Source organism: Syntrophomonas sp. UBA1041 (assembly GCF_002316705.1).
Lineage (GTDB): Bacteria > Bacillota > Syntrophomonadia > Syntrophomonadales > Syntrophomonadaceae > DTU019.
Genome location: NZ_DCEA01000005.1, coordinates 37,984 through 55,407 on the forward strand (window position 1 = coordinate 37,984; position 17,424 = coordinate 55,407).

Annotated in this window: 19 protein-coding genes and 1 riboswitch; of the genes, 16 read left to right on the forward strand and 3 right to left on the reverse strand. The window is 46.7% G+C overall.

Annotation, left to right across the window (positions count from 1 at the left end):
- Positions 1-23: 23 nt before the first annotated feature.
- Both phoU and B2633_RS01385 read left to right on the forward strand, forming a co-directional pair.
- Positions 24-692, forward strand: coding sequence for a phosphate signaling complex protein PhoU (phoU, locus tag B2633_RS01380; protein WP_481038913.1), 669 nt, complete (start codon positions 24-26; stop codon positions 690-692).
- Between the two features lie 47 nt (positions 693-739).
- Positions 740-1,168 carry an arsenate reductase ArsC gene (locus B2633_RS01385; RefSeq protein ID WP_483168753.1) on the forward strand — a complete coding sequence of 143 codons (429 nt, stop codon included), beginning with the start codon at positions 740-742 and terminating at the stop codon, positions 1,166-1,168.
- Positions 1,169-1,352: 184 nt separating this feature from the next.
- On the opposite strand, the gene B2633_RS01390 is transcribed toward B2633_RS01385, so the two are convergent.
- On the reverse strand, positions 1,353-2,888 hold the full coding sequence (locus B2633_RS01390) for a DEAD/DEAH box helicase (protein ID WP_483168754.1): 1,536 nt from the start codon (positions 2,886-2,888) through the stop codon (positions 1,353-1,355).
- A 631-nt stretch (positions 2,889-3,519) separates the two neighbouring features.
- A riboswitch (cyclic di-GMP riboswitch) is annotated at positions 3,520-3,603 on the forward strand.
- A gap of 27 nt (positions 3,604-3,630) precedes the next feature.
- Between B2633_RS01390 and B2633_RS01395 the strand changes: the two genes are divergently transcribed.
- The 8 genes from B2633_RS01395 (at position 3,631) to B2633_RS01430 (ending at position 11,230) form a co-directional block, all read left to right on the forward strand.
- Complete coding sequence (locus B2633_RS01395; protein WP_483168755.1) at positions 3,631-4,743, forward strand: M15 family metallopeptidase; 1,113 nt, start codon at positions 3,631-3,633, stop codon at positions 4,741-4,743.
- Positions 4,744-4,796: 53 nt separating this feature from the next.
- Positions 4,797-6,122: a radical SAM protein gene (locus B2633_RS01400; protein ID WP_483168757.1), complete on the forward strand. Its 1,326-nt coding sequence runs from the start codon at positions 4,797-4,799 to the stop codon at positions 6,120-6,122.
- A 106-nt stretch (positions 6,123-6,228) separates the two neighbouring features.
- Positions 6,229-6,540, forward strand: a complete 312-nt coding sequence (locus B2633_RS01405) for a hypothetical protein (protein ID WP_483168758.1) — start codon at positions 6,229-6,231, stop codon at positions 6,538-6,540.
- Between the two features lie 543 nt (positions 6,541-7,083).
- Positions 7,084-8,304 (forward strand): hypothetical protein, encoded by a 1,221-nt coding sequence (locus B2633_RS01410; RefSeq protein WP_483168760.1) that lies wholly within the window; start codon positions 7,084-7,086, stop codon positions 8,302-8,304.
- Between the two features lie 664 nt (positions 8,305-8,968).
- The gene (locus B2633_RS01415; protein ID WP_483168761.1) at positions 8,969-9,442 is read left to right on the forward strand and encodes a methylated-DNA--[protein]-cysteine S-methyltransferase; all 474 of its coding nucleotides are present in this window, start codon (positions 8,969-8,971) and stop codon (positions 9,440-9,442) included.
- A gap of 58 nt (positions 9,443-9,500) precedes the next feature.
- Positions 9,501-9,938: an MOSC domain-containing protein gene (locus B2633_RS01420; RefSeq protein WP_483168762.1), complete on the forward strand. Its 438-nt coding sequence runs from the start codon at positions 9,501-9,503 to the stop codon at positions 9,936-9,938.
- 216 nt (positions 9,939-10,154) lie between these two features.
- Positions 10,155-10,928 (forward strand): AzlC family ABC transporter permease, encoded by a 774-nt coding sequence (locus B2633_RS01425; RefSeq protein ID WP_483168763.1) that lies wholly within the window; start codon positions 10,155-10,157, stop codon positions 10,926-10,928.
- Between the two features lie 14 nt (positions 10,929-10,942).
- Positions 10,943-11,230, forward strand: a complete 288-nt coding sequence (locus B2633_RS01430) for an AzlD domain-containing protein (protein WP_483168764.1) — start codon at positions 10,943-10,945, stop codon at positions 11,228-11,230.
- Between the two features lie 149 nt (positions 11,231-11,379).
- Here B2633_RS01430 and B2633_RS01435 read toward each other — a convergent pair whose 3' ends face one another.
- Positions 11,380-12,066 (reverse strand): phosphoribosylaminoimidazolesuccinocarboxamide synthase, encoded by a 687-nt coding sequence (locus B2633_RS01435; RefSeq protein WP_483168765.1) that lies wholly within the window; start codon positions 12,064-12,066, stop codon positions 11,380-11,382.
- A gap of 176 nt (positions 12,067-12,242) precedes the next feature.
- Between B2633_RS01435 and B2633_RS01440 the strand changes: the two genes are divergently transcribed.
- On the forward strand, positions 12,243-12,476 hold the full coding sequence (locus B2633_RS01440) for a YdeI/OmpD-associated family protein (protein WP_483168766.1): 234 nt from the start codon (positions 12,243-12,245) through the stop codon (positions 12,474-12,476).
- A 59-nt stretch (positions 12,477-12,535) separates the two neighbouring features.
- On the opposite strand, the gene B2633_RS01445 is transcribed toward B2633_RS01440, so the two are convergent.
- Positions 12,536-13,792 (reverse strand): alpha/beta fold hydrolase, encoded by a 1,257-nt coding sequence (locus tag B2633_RS01445; protein WP_483168767.1) that lies wholly within the window; start codon positions 13,790-13,792, stop codon positions 12,536-12,538.
- Between the two features lie 110 nt (positions 13,793-13,902).
- Between B2633_RS01445 and B2633_RS01450 the strand changes: the two genes are divergently transcribed.
- From B2633_RS01450 to B2633_RS01470, 5 genes are all read left to right on the forward strand, one after another.
- Positions 13,903-14,259: a metallopeptidase family protein gene (locus tag B2633_RS01450; protein WP_483168769.1), complete on the forward strand. Its 357-nt coding sequence runs from the start codon at positions 13,903-13,905 to the stop codon at positions 14,257-14,259.
- Positions 14,260-14,478: 219 nt separating this feature from the next.
- Positions 14,479-15,369 (forward strand): peptidylprolyl isomerase, encoded by an 891-nt coding sequence (locus tag B2633_RS01455; RefSeq protein ID WP_483168770.1) that lies wholly within the window; start codon positions 14,479-14,481, stop codon positions 15,367-15,369.
- A gap of 269 nt (positions 15,370-15,638) precedes the next feature.
- Positions 15,639-15,992, forward strand: coding sequence for a PadR family transcriptional regulator (locus B2633_RS01460; RefSeq protein WP_483168771.1), 354 nt, complete (start codon positions 15,639-15,641; stop codon positions 15,990-15,992).
- The gene (locus tag B2633_RS01465) at positions 15,979-16,635 is read left to right on the forward strand and encodes a permease prefix domain 1-containing protein (RefSeq protein WP_483168772.1); all 657 of its coding nucleotides are present in this window, start codon (positions 15,979-15,981) and stop codon (positions 16,633-16,635) included. The genes B2633_RS01460 and B2633_RS01465 overlap by 14 nt, the downstream gene beginning before the upstream one ends.
- A gap of 106 nt (positions 16,636-16,741) precedes the next feature.
- Positions 16,742-17,350, forward strand: coding sequence for a DUF2269 domain-containing protein (locus tag B2633_RS01470; RefSeq protein WP_483168773.1), 609 nt, complete (start codon positions 16,742-16,744; stop codon positions 17,348-17,350).
- Positions 17,351-17,424: the final 74 nt, after the last annotated feature.

Here is a 17,424-nt window from a genome sequence, read left to right on the forward strand (position 1 = left end):
ATTATGAAGGAGGAATATTCAGTATGTCCGTCGACTCATTGGAATATCAGCTGCAGGTACTGAAAGAAGACATACTCAAAATGGGCATTCTGTTGCAAGAACAGATCTTATTGGCCAACCGTGCCCTGACTGAGAAAAACCTGGAATTAGCCCAGCAAGTTATCATTCGTGACGATATGATTGATCAGATGGAGCTGGAAATCGAAAAAAAGTGCCTCTGCCTGATCGCATTGAAACAACCCATGGCCAAGGATCTGCGCTTCATCGGCACAGCTTTACGCATTATCGTGGACCTCGAACGCATGGGGGATCATGCTGAGGATATCGCAAAAATCGCCATTAAACTATACGAAGAGCCCTACATGAAACCGTTGATAGATATACCCCGGATGGCACAGATCGCGCAGGATATGGTTATCATCGCTATGAAGGCCTTCATTAATGGGGATTCGTCGCTGGCCATGAGCCTGGTGGATATGGAAAAGCAGGTGGAGTATTTGTATAACGAGGTATTCACTGAACTACTTTCATATATGATGCGTGATCAAGGCCATGTCCCCCAGGCCACCTCCTTGCTGCTTACGGCCGGCCACCTGGAGAGGATTGCAGACCATGCCACCAACGTGGGGGAGATGGTCATATATATGGTTGAAGGCCGGAGGGTGGATATCAATGTCATAGCCCGTTCATGATATTATTGCGGCCATGGCCGCCTAAATCAACGCCAAGGAGAACATTTATGACGGAGATTCCAATTAAAAAGAAAGTACTCTTTATCTGCCAGCAGAACTCGGGACGGTCGCAATTAGCCGAGGCTCTTATGAGTATGCTTTACGGAGACAGGTTCGAAGCTTATAGCGCCGGAGTTGAGCCTTCCCGGGTCAATCCCTTCGCACTCCAGGTATTGGCACAAAAGGGAGTGGATACCTCCGCGCTGCGGGCCAAGAGTATAGAGGAATTCAAGGATGTAGAGTTCGACTATGTGGTAACCGTTTGTGACCGGGCTAAGGAGAACTGCCCCTTTTTCCCGGGCTGGCATATTATACATCACAGTTTCTCCAGCGCTTTGAGCGAGGGCAGCGAGCAGGCGATATTAGACTCATTCGCCCGGGTCAGGGATGAAATAGCAGACTGGTTGACAGTGCAATTTGGCGCACAAACCAATTGAAACAGGCATAATTCAGGATATAGGCCCGGCGAGATCAGGACCAAATGCGATGAGCAAACCTGAACAGCCACTGCGGGTTGCGCACTTTTATGACCTCTTTCATAAGTCCTCCATTATATATAAGTGACGGTCAGTATATTATCTCCACTGACCGTCATTTGTTCTTTATTTCAATTGAAGCGCTTTATTTCCCTGCAGGCTTGCCAAAGAAACGCTGCAGCAGACGTTGCAGAACTGACACCTTTGGGGTGGGCTCCTGGGGCTGAACCGCTTCTGCAACCGGTTTTACAGATCCTTCAATCCTGGGGGACTGGTTGGGAACCGGTACAGCGGCCACCTTTTCAGGTTTAACCTCCTTAGGAGTTTGAATTTTTCCGGCACTCCGGGGCGGTCTATGCTCATGGTTTACTGAACCAGGCTGTTCATGGCGATCCTGGTTATGGCGGGCTGGCCTTTTTCTGCCGGAAGAGGAGCGCCTTTTTTTAACCTGGGGATTTGATTCCGAAGCTGGCCGGGGCGGCCTGATTTTCTGCTGGTTGGCCTGTTTCCATTTCTCAGCCTCAGCCCGCTGTTCACGCAAATCAGACTCGGATGGCAACTCCGCTTCAGGGATCATCACCCCGATATGCTCTTCTATCTCATAAAGAGTCATGATATCGTCACCTGTAACCAGGGAGATGGCCCGCCCGGATTGCCCCGCCCTCCCGGTGCGTCCGACGCGGTGCACATAGCTGTCTTTCTCATTGGGAACATCATAATTGATCACCAGGGATAAGTCATCCACATGAATACCTCGTGCGGCAACATCCGTAGCCACCAGTAAAGGGAAGCCTCCCCGCTTAAAATTATCTATGGTCTTCATGCGCCGCGTTTGGGGAATGTCTCCGTGCAAGGCCATGGAGGTATAGCCCTTTCGAGCCAGGAATCTTTGCACCTGGTCAACTTTGGCCCGGGTATTGCAGAATATCATACAGCTTTCGGGCCGTTCCATCAGAAGAATACGGTTCAATTGCGTGTTTTTTTCATTGTGATTGACCCGGTAATATAATTGTTCGGTGGTTTCCACGGTGCTGATCGGCGACTCGATCTCGATGGTAACCGGATTTTTCATAAAATTATGGCAGATATTGCGGACCTCGGGGGGAATGGTAGCCGAAAACAAAAAAGTCACCCGGTCTTTAGGGAGGGTTTTAATGATTCTCACTACCTGATCCAGAAATCCCATGTCCAGCATACGATCCGCTTCATCCAGAACCAAAAAGCGAATTTTTTTCGTGACCAGATTTCCCTGGCCAATATGATCATAAATCCGGCCCGGTGTTCCAGCAACAATAGAAACCCCCTTATTCAGGGCCTCAATTTCGATTTGCATACTGTGCTGTCCGTAAATGGCCGTGGTCTTGTGCTTAAGGTGCCTGGACATCATTTTGAGATCACTGTCCACCTGTACGGCCAGTTCCCGGGTAGGCGTAAGAATCAGGCCTTGGGGTTCATCCGCCCGGGGGTCGATCATCTGCAGCATGGTGACACCGAAAACCGCAGTTTTGCCGCTGCCGGTTTTAGATTTGACGATCAGATCTTCCTTGTTCAAACCATGTGGAATGGCTTTGCTCTGCACTTCTGTTGGTTCCTTAAAGCCCATATCGTCAAGGGCTTTCAAAATAGGAGACGAGATACCTAGATTCGAAAAGCTTCTATTCATCATCAATACTTCTTTCATTACGATAAACGATCGGGAAACACTCTCCGTCCCATTTACAAAATATTAAAATTACTGCACCTGCAATAAACCTGGGCCCGGTGGGAATGGTTCGCCGCAGCCGGGTTTGGTCTGGTCATCCGGATAAGATCCGTGGATTGCCATAATTACAATGGTCTTGAAAGACACAGTAAGCCACCTTATCTATAGTGCCATATGGTTGAGCGCCAGTCAATAAGCAGGTGTACAGATAAGCCGTACCCCGGGTAATCTTCTATCATAAAACTCCAAGGACTCGATGCATCCTTATTTCAGAATCCGCGCAATCATCGGCGAGCCTTTAAAAATCTTGAAACTATGCCACAGCCGGAGAATATATCAAACCTGGTTAAAGAGATGATCGCACAGGCGGACTGGTTATACCCCGGCTTGTCAAACATGATTTAGTTCTTTAGTCCTATATTATTTATAAAATAATAGTATCCTTAACTTATATGCCTTTAAGTCCTAATATGTTAAAATATTGGCAGCAAAATTCTCGATGCAGTTGAAGCAGGCCGGGATGATGACAGTCGATGCCGCTGCCTTCAAGAAGAAGATTTTAATCAATTAAGAGCTAATGTTGACCTCAAAGCGAAATGAATAAGATTTGTGACGATAATAGCACACCTTCCGAAAGGATGGGCCGCAAAGTCCTGGGTCTAAAGCGATTGGCCAAGATTGCCAGACTGCCGAATCATAGATGATATGTAAACAAGCGTCTATGCTTCAACAGATGCTTGTTTTTTATTTCCATAAAGACATGATCAAAAAATATTTTTTAAAAGAGAATACGCCAAATCATTCCTTTTATTGTAGCTTAGGCATGAGATGGAACAAGACACGGCCGGCTGCCATGCTTGGCCGCAAAAATATAGTAGCAAAGGAGAAAAATATTTTGCAGGATTTGAAGAAGCTTTTAATGGGATCTGCATTAACCCTTACCCTGATTATTTCGGGGACTGCACCTGCCTTTGCATATCCCGCCGGGAATGAATACCCTTTGGCAGGCAATCACAGCGGCGGCATCCCTCCGGCTTTTAGCAATAATGACAGGATTATCAATGTCTATGCCATGGTCAATCCGAATCGCGTCAGCGATCATGGAGCGCAACCATTTTCGACTCTCAAGGGTAAAACCCGGGTAAAGAAATATGACCGAAATATCAAAATTGAAAATTTCCAATCCGATATCAATGAAGATAAGACGAATGTGTATGTCTGGGGCGAAGAAAGAACTGTTAACAAATCGCTATTTAACAATATGGGCGGCAGTAGAGGATATCATAGAGACTCAAGACAGGAATCATCGATAGATCCTCTGCGGGAACCGGGGTCTAATGAAGCAAAATATACGCTGGTCTTTGGCTCAACAGACAAGCAGGTGTATCAAAGCGCTGCGGAAGCGCAAGCCAACATGGTCACTATTTCAATCGATGTATGGCAGCTACGCGCAAATGGAGAAAAATATCCTGCCAAGCTTAACTTGACAGTCAATAAGGCTATAGCGGATCTGTTCCAATCAGTATTCAAGGAAATATTTGAAGGGCAGGAGAAGTTCCCCATATATAGCGTTCAAGGGTATGCCTGGCGTTCAGGCAACACTTCGGAGCACAATTGGGGTCTGGCGGTTGACATCAATCCGAACGAAAATTATATGATAAACAGCAGCGGAACGATTGTAGCCGGCTCTTTCTGGGCTCCGGCGAACAGTCCTCATTCCATACCGGAGAACGGCGATGTGGTGACAGCATTTAATAAGTATGGCTTTACGTGGGGCGGCAACGCCTGGAAATCGTCAAACGATTATATGCATTTTTCTTACCTGGGAAGGTAGAGGCAGATTTAGACGTTTAATAACTTTTTATAAAAGAGTGGGGGAAATTTGTTTTGCCAAACTGGAAGTTATCACGCTATACGGTAATATTCCGAACTGAATCCGGCGACGCTATTTTCCATAATAGTTTTATGGGTGCTCTGGCGCTGGTTCCCTCTACGGATTTTGCAAAAATTGAATCGCGGCTGAATCGGGAGATTTTTTCTCATGATCTGCAGAATAATACCCTCCATGAGCTTTGCCAAAATCTTTTTTTCTTTCCTACCGGCATTGATGAGAAAAATTATGTCACAGATATACTGCATAAGGAGAATAAATCCGGCCATTTTGATATCATCATCCTTCCTCACGAAAATTGTAATTTCAGATGTGTGTATTGTTACGAAACGCACCGGCGCGGGCGGATGGAACCCGCTGTTGTGGAAGGTCTCAAACGATTTGTTGAAAAGAAGGCTGCCGAATGTAAAAGTCTTAGTATTCGCTGGTTTGGCGGTGAGCCCTTGCTGGCTGCCGATATTATTGATGACCTGTCGTCTTCCTTTTTGGCCAGCTGCGCCAAATCAGGGGTATCATATCATAGCCACATGACTACCAACGCCTACCTGCTGACTCCCACGGTTTTTGAACAGCTGATTAAAAACCGGATCAAAGATTTTCAAATTACATTGGACGGTCCCGAGGCGTGCCATGATACCACCCGTATTTTGGCAGGCGGAGGCAAGACCTTTCAAACCATCTACAATAATCTATTGCAGATGCAGCAAAGCGATCATGATTTCTCGGTTTCGCTGCGCATAAATTTCAATGACGAATCGATTCCGCTGATGGAAGATTTTTTTGCATCACTTTCTAAAACATTTGGAAACGATCGCAGATTTGGTCTGTATCTCCGCCCCATCGGCAAATATGGAGGCCCCAATGATGAGAACATAGCTGTGTGTGAACCGGATATTGCCAAAGTCATTGAAATGGATCTTAGCGAAAAATATCTTCCTTACGGATATTTGGATAAATTGATCAAGAAGAGTTTACAATCGCACGGTCAGGTTTGCTATGCCGCCAAAGAATCTTCAATTGTGGTTGGTTCTGATGGAACCGTTTACAAATGTTCGGTATCCTTTGAGGATGCCAATAATCATGTAGGCAAATTATTGCCCGACGGCAAACTCGAAATTGATCCCTTGCGCTGGAATCTGTGGGTTTCCAATTCCTACGATAAAAACCACATTTGCGATTCTTGTCCGGTTTATCCTTTGTGTCAAGGAAAATACTGTCCCAGATCCTCCATTCGGGAACAAAAACCGGTCTGCCCGATGACCCGGACGACTTATTCTCAGTTGATTCAATTAGCTGCCAGCAGCATGGCCAAATTTCAATAAGAAGGGAGGCGTTCAAAAGGTCCAATTGCTTTATTATTAGGATCATTTTGCCATTGGGAACCAATGAAGGGATTTTCTAAAAGCAATAATTAAGGAGCTGAGTATTATGGATGAAAAAAGATTGCAAGAGATCAAAATCGCCAAACAAAAGATTGTGGAAGGCTCATTAACAATTTGGAATGCTCGTTTGGACGCATTGATGGAAGAAGGCTATTCCCGGGATATCATAGATCATATCAGCGCGGTTGATATCTGTGGATGCGGAGGGGGCTCTCCGATTTGCGGCTGCGATTGTCCTGCACCATTTACCACATGTTCGAATGTTCCCAATCTGGATCACACCATCAATGAAATGAATAAATCGATTATTGAGCTTGCTCAGGAAATGAAAACGATCAGAGAAAAAATCAATAAATAATGATCCTTTATCTTCAGCTGTCGCTTAGAAAACGGTTTTTCAGAGGCGTAAAAGCAGCATTGACACAAGGAGCATACCGGCTTAACAGGCCATCTTTTTGTATCTTCAAGGCAGGCGGTAAATGGTTGTTTTTATCATAACACCGGATTTAATAATTGGAGATAAGGTAATTAATTAGCGTGATCTATCCCGGCCCGTCTATAACGGCGGGCTTTTCTTGTTCATGTTATTTCGCCCCGCGCATTTCAGATAAAGCTAAAAGTGTCAGCATCCTTACCTTTCATTTGGTTTTTAGTATTTTAATGACTGGCTTTAGAAATTAATCATTTTCATTTTTCCGAAAATAACTATCCCTATTTTTCGGCTTCTCTGTTAACCTAGCTGTCAGATTCGGCAAAAAGTCAGACTGCTTGATATGCTTTTTGGTACATTAGTCCTAAAATATAGGTTAAATAATGGGATTATTAACTTATATGCCTTTAAGTCCTAATATGCTAAAATGTGTGCAGCAAATTCGCGATGCAGTTGAAGGAGGTCGAAGTGATGACGGTCGATGCCGCTGCCTTCAATGAAGAAGATTTTGATCAATTAAGAGCTAATGTTGAAGCGATGACCATAGTGTCGGAATTGCGCCGTCAAATCATAGGCGGTATAAGTGAAGATGATGTTAAACAGTGCATAAACACTATACAACATCATTATCAGGATGCAGAAAAGGCCTTGTTAGACAAAATCGAAGCACTTGAATCCTACAAGAGGAAAATTATGAAGGAATCTGAAACTTTGAGACAGGAAAATGAGGCAGAAAAGGCCGCTTTACATGAAAAATTGGAGGTTGTTACGGCCGACCTCAGCGATTACCAGACCCGGTGTCAGGAAAATGAGATTCAACTTAAAGAGATAGAGGAACGCTATTCAGCGGAATTGAACCAGCTGGAATCCGAAAGACAGCAGCTGGGCTCGGAATACAGCGAACTGGCCCAACAGGCAGCTGATTTAGAAAAGCACAGCAAAGAAATCACTGAAGAAAAGATCGATTTAGAAAACAAATATCGTGCTCAGAAGTTTCGCATCGCGGTATTGGAACAGGAAATCGCGTTGTCGCGAGGGGAATTGGATGAACGCACCAAGCTCTGCGAGGAATTGAGGCAGCAAAACAATGAATTAGCCCTGGCCCTCAAAGATACTGAAAGCAAGGCCGAGAAAGAAATCAGAGCCAAACGCATCGAATTGGCCAACAGCCTTGAAATGCGGGAGATGCTCGAAGCCAGAATAGAAGAACTCGAGGAACAATTGTCTCAAAGTAAGAAAAAGACCGAAGATCTATATCAGGCCTTTTTAGAGATGGAACAGAAGGCCCAGGTGCTGGAAAAACAAGTTGATGAAAACTCTAAGCCCGTAAGCTACAAAGGTGAAATTGATGCGATTTACCATCAGTTAAACCTGCTTAATGAACAGTTGATCGTAAATGAAAACCTGCAGCGTGAACTGGACGCTGAAAAAAAGCGCGCAGAAAAGGCGGAGCAGGATATATCCGAATTGCTGGACTGTGTTTTGGAACTGAAGAACCGTCTCTATGCCGATCAGATCCAACTCGAAGGCCATTTTGTCGAGTTGGAAGAAAAGCAAAAAGCCATGCAATCCGATGTTGACGGCTTTCGTTCAAATCTTAATAAATTCTGCGGAGATACCGGAGCAGAAATTACTGATTTATATGAAACTGCGAAAAAACGCTACGAATTATTGAAGCAGGCGGGCAGTTAAGCTCCGGACATTCGATATCCGAGATTTTACCTAAAATCGGCTGGGGTTGCCCGTAATTTATTGACACTGACCTGGTTTACATAGATCCTATTAACATACAATAACCTCTCTCGTTATTAAAGGCCTTTCTCATTGAGAAAGGCCTTTAATGCGCCAACTACACCGGGATTATCTTAAGCTGGACCGATCCCTTGGCCCAGAGGCTAAATATCAGGCAGATTAAGAACCCCGGACAATAGAGGAAAGTAGCGGCAGGGAAAGCCCAGTTTAACAGAAAAAGACATTAGCCGGAGGAGCGAAATACTGACCTTTAATATTGGTTCCCAGGCTCTTGAGCATATTACAAACACCTGTTAAAAGCGGGTTGGGCCCTGTGAGACTCTCACCAGAAACCTTCAGGCCCATAGTCAATCCCGGGTTGGCATCGGCCGGGTAAAAACATTTTTGTGAAAAATAACGGTTAAATAGCAGCATCATATTTGCTCAACTCATATTATTTTGTATTCTAGTTAGTGAGGGCAGGATTGTCGACAAACCGGATGTAAAACCGCAAGGACTATGCTGATTAGATTCTGCCGAAAAAGAGGCGGGGACGAGACAGGAATTTTGCTCCTACAATCCCTCCGTCTATCCAGACCAGCGGGAGGTGGCAACAATTAAAAACTTGTACTATTATAAAACCGATGTCGGACTTATTGGCATAGCCGATAATGGCCAGGCTGTTACCGACTTGTTTTTCGCCAACGAAATCGCACCCGGCGATGCGGTCCAAAAGGAAACCAGTCTCATCAGACAAACGGCTCACCAGATGGAGGAGTATTTGCAGGGTAAACGCAGATTTTTTGATTTACCATTGCATCTGGAAGGAACAGCGATGCAGCAGATGGTGTGGAAGGCATTGCTGAAGATTCCTTACGGCCAGACCCGCAGCTATAAACAGATCGCCGAGCAGATAGGCAGGCCCAGGGCTTACCGGGCTGTTGGCAGGGCCAACAACCGCAATCCCATCTCTATCATAGTGCCCTGTCACCGCGTTATTGGCGCTAATGGCAAACTGGTGGGATATGGCGGCGGATTGGAATTAAAGCAGCACCTGTTAAATCTGGAAAGAGTTCATGCTGGTCAGAGTTTTGCGTAAGACTGATGACAAGCCTCCGGTGCAGATTAAGGATTCATAGCTGGAAAGGCGGTTCTAAATGGAAAAGGGGAAGATTTATGCAATTTCGATTAGCCCGGAAAGGGGACAGCTGAAACAGGAAGTCGCCGAAGCCAGAGTGATAGCCGGCTACGGCATAGAAAATGATGGGCATGCGGGAGATTGGGGACGGCAGATCACCTGTCTCAACCGGCAAAGCGTACTCAAAGCCAATCGGCAGCATGATTTAAATGTTGGTCCCGGCGGTTTTGCGGAAAATATTTTAATTGACGGATTGGATTTCTCCGCAATTGCTGTAGGCAGCAGACTGAAACTGGGTCAAGAGGCAGTCATAGAGGTGACCCAGATTGGCAAAGAAGATCATCCCAGCGTAGTGACCAGAACTCTGGGCATCAGCCTTTTACCCGCCGAAGGATTATTCTGTAAAGCCTTGAGCGGAGGCGTGATACGCAAAGGGGATGCGATTGAAATACTTTAAGCGCAAAGCTCAAATACCAAACCGGCTCGAGGCACAACCGATTAGAGATAACTGAAATCATTTAAGCCTTATTATTTATGGCCTGAAACCCGGCGGTACAGCTGTCCGAAAGTACCGCCCCGGGTTTTTGGGTTACCCGGAGTGTCATTTTAAGATTACTAGAATGCCGGAAATAAATCTGGGCTGCGAGTTTATTTGTATGGTAGACTTTTATCTATGAATGAGAGCAGCAATGTCAATAAATCAGCTGAGGAACAGGAGGCCCGGTTCACGCCGGCTGAAGCAAATACAGCGCAAACTTTTGCACAGGGGCTAAAAGCCGGACTGCCCATCGCTATTGGCTATCTTCCCATTGCCATCGCCTTTGGGCTTCTGGCGCGCTCGGCAGGGGTTTCCCTCTATGTGGCCGTATTGATGTCATTACTGGTCTTTGCCGGAGCCAGCCAGTTCATCGCCGTAAACCTTCTGGCTTTGGGCACACAGGCCTGGGAAATCATTTTGACCACCCTGGTGATCAACCTGCGCCATTTCTTGATGACCGCTTCACTCTCCCAGCGTCTGGCTCCGGAATTGTCCAAAAAATGGAGAAGCCTTCTGGCTTTTGGGATAACTGATGAGACCTTTACGGTAGCCTCCCTGCAAACCCCATCCATTCTGACAGCGCCTTTTGTACTGGGACTTAACCTGATCGCTTACTCATCCTGGGTATTGGGAACCGGGGCGGGGGTATTGCTAGCCGGCGGATTGCCCGCGGCAATACAGGCCAGTATGGGTATTGCTCTCTATGCGATGTTTATCGGGCTCCTGGTACCTTCTTTGCGCAACGGTCTGCCGGTCATAGTGGTGGTATCAGCGGCTGTAGCCCTTCAGGGGCTTATGAACTGGGTGCCGGTGCTCAGCTTCCTGGCCACCGGCTGGAAGTTGGTCATTTCGGCCAGCCTGGCGGCGATGCTGGGGGCGGCGTTTTATCCGGAGGGGGTGGAGAGCTGAGCGCTTTAGAACTGATGCTGATCGTTGTCTTAATGGCTGCGGTTACCTATATACCCCGTATGCTGCCACTGGTTTTTTTGCGCGATATACGAATGCCGCCTTACCTGCGGGCCTGCCTGCAGTTCATCCCTTATGCCGTCCTGGGCGCGCTTATTTTCCCGGGGGCGCTTTATTCCACCGGCAATATATCAACCGCCATCGCCGGAATAATGGGATCGGCTATCCTGGCCTTCTTGCGCCTCAATCTGGTTATAGTCGTGGTAGGCGGAATCCTCTGTGCCTATCTCTTCGGCCTGCTGTGACCGGAAGACGATTTAGCTTGCAGCCGCTGCCAGGGATCACGGGATTAGATCGTACGCGGAATGACGCGTGGGGATGCATGCAACAAGTATACAGAAAAAACTCGAGTCTGTCCTCACACCTCGGCGTAATGACAGACTCGCCTCGTTCTCTAGTCATTGAGCATGATTTTTTCCAGATCCAGAGGTTGGATGTGCCGGCCGTCTTGGTAGGCTCTCATATTGCCGCCGGAAATCTCGTCCACCAGCGTTATCTGCTGCTCAGGCCCCACCCGGCCGAATTCAAATTTGATGTCATACAGTTCCAAGCCTTTTTTGGCCATTTCATCCTTCACCACTCTGGTAATTTTACGGGTGAGTTCTTTTAATACCTGATACTCGGACTTGGAAAGAATGCCCAGGAGTTCCAGGGCGTCCTCGGTAATGGGAGGGTCCTCGCGGGCATCGTCCTTCAAGGTCACTTCCACAAAATAATCCAGAGGCTGCGCTTCCTGTACATAATCGCCATAGCGGCGCAAGAAACTGCCTACCGCGCGCAAACGGCACACGACTTCCAGGCCTTTGCCGAATAGTAGCGCGGGTTTAACGGTCATAGTGGCATTTTCGATATCCGCGTCGATATAATGGGTAGGGATGCCCTGTTTTTCTAATAGCTCAAAGAAGTACTTTGTCAACCGCAGCCCGGCCCGTCCGGCGCCTTCAATTGTCAAACCAATGGTGTTGCAGCCCGGGTCAAATACCCCGTCCGCTCCGGTAGCATCATCTTTGAATTTCAGCAAATAATTGCCGTCTGCAAGACGGTAAACATTCTTGGTTTTGCCGGTATAAATCAGTTCCAATTGCAACGATCCTTTCCAAGCCATTTTGGGCTTATTATAACCCAAGTATTTCTAATGAAGCAATATTTACACATGGCCTTCAGCCCTTATCGCTTTTGTGGCATTATGTTCATAAAAGAATTGTTTAATGCTTGACCGGGTCATTCAAACTAATCGCACCGAAAGGGGATAATTGCATGTCAGCTTTGCAGCGCCCTGTTCATCCGGTTCCGGATTTTGTTCTGGACGCACTCTTGAAGGAAGGTTTGATGGATAAGTACAAACGCCGGCCGCCATATCAACAAAATGATTATATAGGCTGGATTACACGAGCAAAACGCTATGAAACTCAGCTTAAGAGACTCAATCAAATGCTTAGCGAACTCAAAACAGGAGACAAATACATGGGTATGGATTACAAGGCGAAGTAGGGGAGCCGGGCACCTCCGCTTAAAAGCATCACTTGTCAGGGAGTAGAAGCAATTTACTATTACTGTGTCAGCCCTATGGGATTCTGCAGGGGAGGACTATTAACCAGCACGTGGTTTAACATGGCGTCCCGTATCTCTTCAGGACCGGCGCCATGACCGGATTCAAGCCAGATCAGCTCTTTGTAGGGGGCCTCGAGCACATTGTAATAACGCTCCAGCAGCGAAGACATGGCATTGACATCCTGGCGCCCCGCCAGGAAGTACATGGGAACCTCCATTCTGGCCGCTTGAGTGGTGAAGTCCAGATCCTCTAATTGCGGGTAGACCACGGTAAATGACTGTATTAACCCCCTGGCGAAATTGACTTTGTCAACCAGACCATATTCGTCCGCGAACTGCGGGACCAGAAAGGCTACCATTTCCACGCGTATATTTCCCATATGCTCAAACAGAACGTTGTTGTAGGCGGCATATTTATAGGCCATACCCTCCCCGAAATAAGGTGGCTCGCCATAACCGCTGAGCTTTTGCAGCAAATCCTGTTCGCCTTTTTCAGCAGCCAGCTGCAGGCTTAACCGATAACCCAGTCGGTCGTTTTCAACGGTATTGACCATTTGTCCGGTTCCTATATAGGCATAGTAGTTTTCAGGATGCTGATGCACCAGTTTGGTGCCGATTATAGTACCCCAGGACAGCCCCATTACATAGATCTTATCTTGATTAAAGCGCTGGCACAGTAATTCCGTCAGTTCCCGGGCATCAGAGACGAATCGATCCACCGTCAGTGTGGATATGGGAACCGCTCCATAAGACTTGCCGGTGCCGGGCTGATCCCAATTTACCACCACAAAATCATCCTCCAGGGGCTTAAGGGTCAGGGAATTGGCGGGAAAACCGCCTGCGCCCGGACCTCCGATTCCCAGATATAACAATACCGGTTTGTCGGCGTCTTTCCCCCGGATGGTTATCCATTGTTCTGTGCCGCCTAACCGCACCTTTTCCAGAACCGCAATGCTATTGTCACCGGTAATACCGGGAGTGGCGGCGTAATGCTGGGAGGCCGCTACAGCTAACAGAGCTAAGCCAACCAACCCCAAAATTATACCCACAGCAGCCAGAACGCTCCTGCGCATACGAAACCAAAATATCATCAGAACGAATTGCATAGCAAACAACAGCATCCAAACATAAAACGGCACAGCAGTGGCAATAGGCAAATCTGCTACTGGTAGGATTGATAATATATAGGTGATCAAAACAGTGGCGGTCAATATGATGTTTCCCAGGCTGTTTAACGATTTGGCTGGTTGGTTCATGAATCACCCTCCTGTTAGGCTGCTGTTTATTAACTTTGTATCATAAAGCCGTTAAAATATATAGAGCGAAATCTCTATTGCCGCACGATCAGAGACAAGGAGGATGTATTGTGGCCAAACCTACATTTGATGAATTTACGGAAATGGTGGATGAAGCGGTTAATCGCGTCCCGTCTTATTATTATCGCTGCCTCAACGGAGGCTTCAATGTTCTGCGGAAGAAAAAGCGCGAAGATGAATTTTACATAATGGGTGAGTATGTCGAGGACGAGCATCTGGGGTGTCTCATCGTTTTTTACTACGGTTCATTCGCTGCTTTGTTACATGACGAGCCCCTGGAAAGCTGGGAACAAGAGATTATGGATACGGTTCTGCACGAATTGCAGCATCACCTGGAATCCATGGCGGGGTGTGATGACCTGGCCCGCAGGGAAATCGAGGAATTGGAGAAAACCTTGCGAAAATAGAAGGTTTCACCCTAGGAACAGGACGTTTGGACTGTATAACCCCAATTGGAATGTTTTGGCCCTGGTTGATCTATCCCGCAGTTATCTCGAAACCGGCTTCGGCCTTTAAACCATATCCTATCCCGGGGTTTTTCCATTATATACCATGCAAATGTACACGAAACCGACATAATGGTGTGCTACCATATACAGAGACATTAAGGAGTGTGATTCGAAACAATGAATGAAAGCAAATCCAACTTAACGCGGCTGATAGCCTTAATTGTGATTTTCACCATCATTGGTGTGGGAGCGGGCTATGGGGCAGCACAACTGAGGCAGCCGGTGGTGGCCAGCGTCGATAGCGAAAAAATCACTAAAGATGAGTTTTATGATTCGCTGGTTAAAGCCAACGGCAATCAGATTCTGGATTCTCTGATAGCTCAAAAGATCATCAAGCTCGAATCCGCAAAACAGAACATTGTGGTTTCCGAAGCAGAGATCCAAACGGAACTTAATAAATATTATGACTACTACGGAGGCGAGCAAGCCTTTATTGACACTATTCAGGCCAACGGCCACACTATAGATGAAGTGAAGGAGGATACGGCGACAAACCTTCAGGTTAAAAAGCTGATGGCCCCAAACATCACTGTAAGCGAAGAAGATATACAAGCTTATTTTGAAGAAAACCAGGATTCCTTTGCGCAGCCCGAGCAGGTCAAAGCCAGTCACATTCTGGTTGACAGTGCGGAAAAAGCCAATGAAGTTAAGGCCAAGTTGGATGGCGGCGCCGATTTTGCTCAACTTGCGCAGGAGTATTCCACTGACACCAGCAACAAGGATAGCGGCGGAGATTTGGGATACTTCGAAAGAAATACCATGGTGGAGGAATTTGAGGAAGCCGCTTTCTCATTAGGAGTCGGTGCCATCAGCGCTCCTGTGCAGACCGAGTACGGCTACCATATCATAAATGTCACCGACAAAAAGGCCGCCCAGGAACCCAACTATGAAGCCAGTAAAGAAGGCATCAGAAATACTTTGCTGGATGAAAAAATAAGTGATGAATATTCCGCCTGGATGGACGGGTTGTACCAACAGTATAATGTACAGAACTATTTATCCGAATAAGTTTAATAGGCGTTGAGGTCATATCTTGATGCCCGGTCATTAAAAACCATAGTTTTGTATCTATCATAATGACCGGTTCAAGCCGCCCATTATGATGGGCTATTACAAGCAAAACCACATGCCAACCTCTTTCTCCGGGGACTTTGACAGTATGTCTTCCATTTAAGGAATGACATGCCGGCAAGGTCCCCTTATTCATGCCGCTTATCCCATCTACATTGACAGACATAGTAATATGTTATATATTATACTATAGGAGGTGTAATAATATGGGTGGCAGAATTACGACAGATTTGATACGCGGTCACACCGATACCATCATCCTGAACATACTGCGGCAAGGAGACAGCTACGGATACGAGATTTATAAAACCATCATCGCATTGAGCGGACAGCAATATGAACTGAAAGAAGCCACCCTGTATTCGGCTTTCAGACGCTTGGAGCATGACGATTTGATTGCCTCTTATTGGGGCGATGAGTCCCAGGGAGGCAGGCGCAAGTATTACCGCATCACGGAAAAAGGCCGGGAGAACTATGAACAGAATAGAAAAGACTGGCGCTTTGCCAAGGATATTCTGGATAAATTGATAGAAGGAGGCCTTGAAAATGTTGAAAAGTGATAGTCCCCTCAATAAAAAAATCAACGATTACCTGGACCATTTATTTTCCGGGGTTGGAGCCAGTCAACAACTCTTTGATTTAAAGGAAGAACTGGCAACCAATCTTAAGGAAAAGACTCAGGATATCAAAGCCCGCGGTCTGGATGATGATCAGGCCTTCAGAGAGGCGGTGATTTCAATGGGTGACCTGGGCGGCCTGGTCGATGATATGCGCAGGCTGGGGCAAGATACCGCCAGACAAACGGTATATACATCTATGAGCGCTCGTATTTCAACCGCAGGCATAGTGATCGGGGTGTTGCTGATTCTTTTCGGATTATTCACCTCAGCCATGCTGTATTTCATGCGCGGCTCCGGGGTTGAGGTAGCGGGCGCCGGGATATTCGTGGTTGCCGGGGGAGCCCTGGTGACTTATAGCGTACTGACCAGGGAAAGCAGAAATAAATATGCCATGAACAAGGTCAGGGCGGCTCTTTACGCCATATCGGTAGGGCTTTTGCTTTTCAGTCTTTTCACCGGATTAGTAACCCGTTATGCCACTGGTGAGATGTTCATTGCCATAGCTTCGGTTATGATATTCTTCCTGGCAGGCACCGGATTGTTCCTTGCCCTGGCCTTAACCGGAACCGATCGCCGCAAATAGAAGTCTTGGAGCCAGTCGCCGCCCACCCGGGCTGGCTGCTTAAAACCATGGCGGGGACGGGATCAGGATAAAGGTTCTCTGTCCCCTTATTTATGGAGGTAAGTTTATGCTGGAATTACTCATTACTTTAGTAAGCATTCTGATTTTTGTATATGGCCTGGTGATGCTTTCAAGGCTCTTTTCCGCCCAATTAAGCCAGAAGCAAAAAAAGTGGTGGCTTATAGCCCACATCATTTTCGTGATAATATATTTTGCCGGAGTTCTGGGGGCACTCTTATTGACCAGTATGGCTGCCAATCTGATTACAGAAAATGCTCAAATCAACGCGGCCCATCTGTTCGCCAGGTATTTTGATTGGTTCCTGGTCATTCCCGGTGCTTTAGGCTGCATGATCACCGGTATCTGGATTTCAGTAAGGACCAACTGGGGCCTCACCAGGTATTATTGGATCATAGTAAAAACCCTGGGGAATATAGCTGCCATATTATTTGGGAGCACCTTTATGCGCCATTGGCTTGAAGAGACCATTGCCTTGAGTTCGGCAGGGCAAATCCATCTCGTGGAGAATACAACTTATTTGCACAGCCATCAGATGCTGATGATCGGAACTATAATCTCGCTTTCTATCCTGCTTTTCTTGTTGCTCACTTCTTATTTAAAACCTTGGGGGAAAAGGGCTCTGCCTGTCAAGTCCCAATCGCTTAACCTGCCATAATTTCTACAGTCCAGTTTATTGCGATTTTAACATGAGTTGGTTCTGTGCATAGAGATTCATGATAGAATAACCAT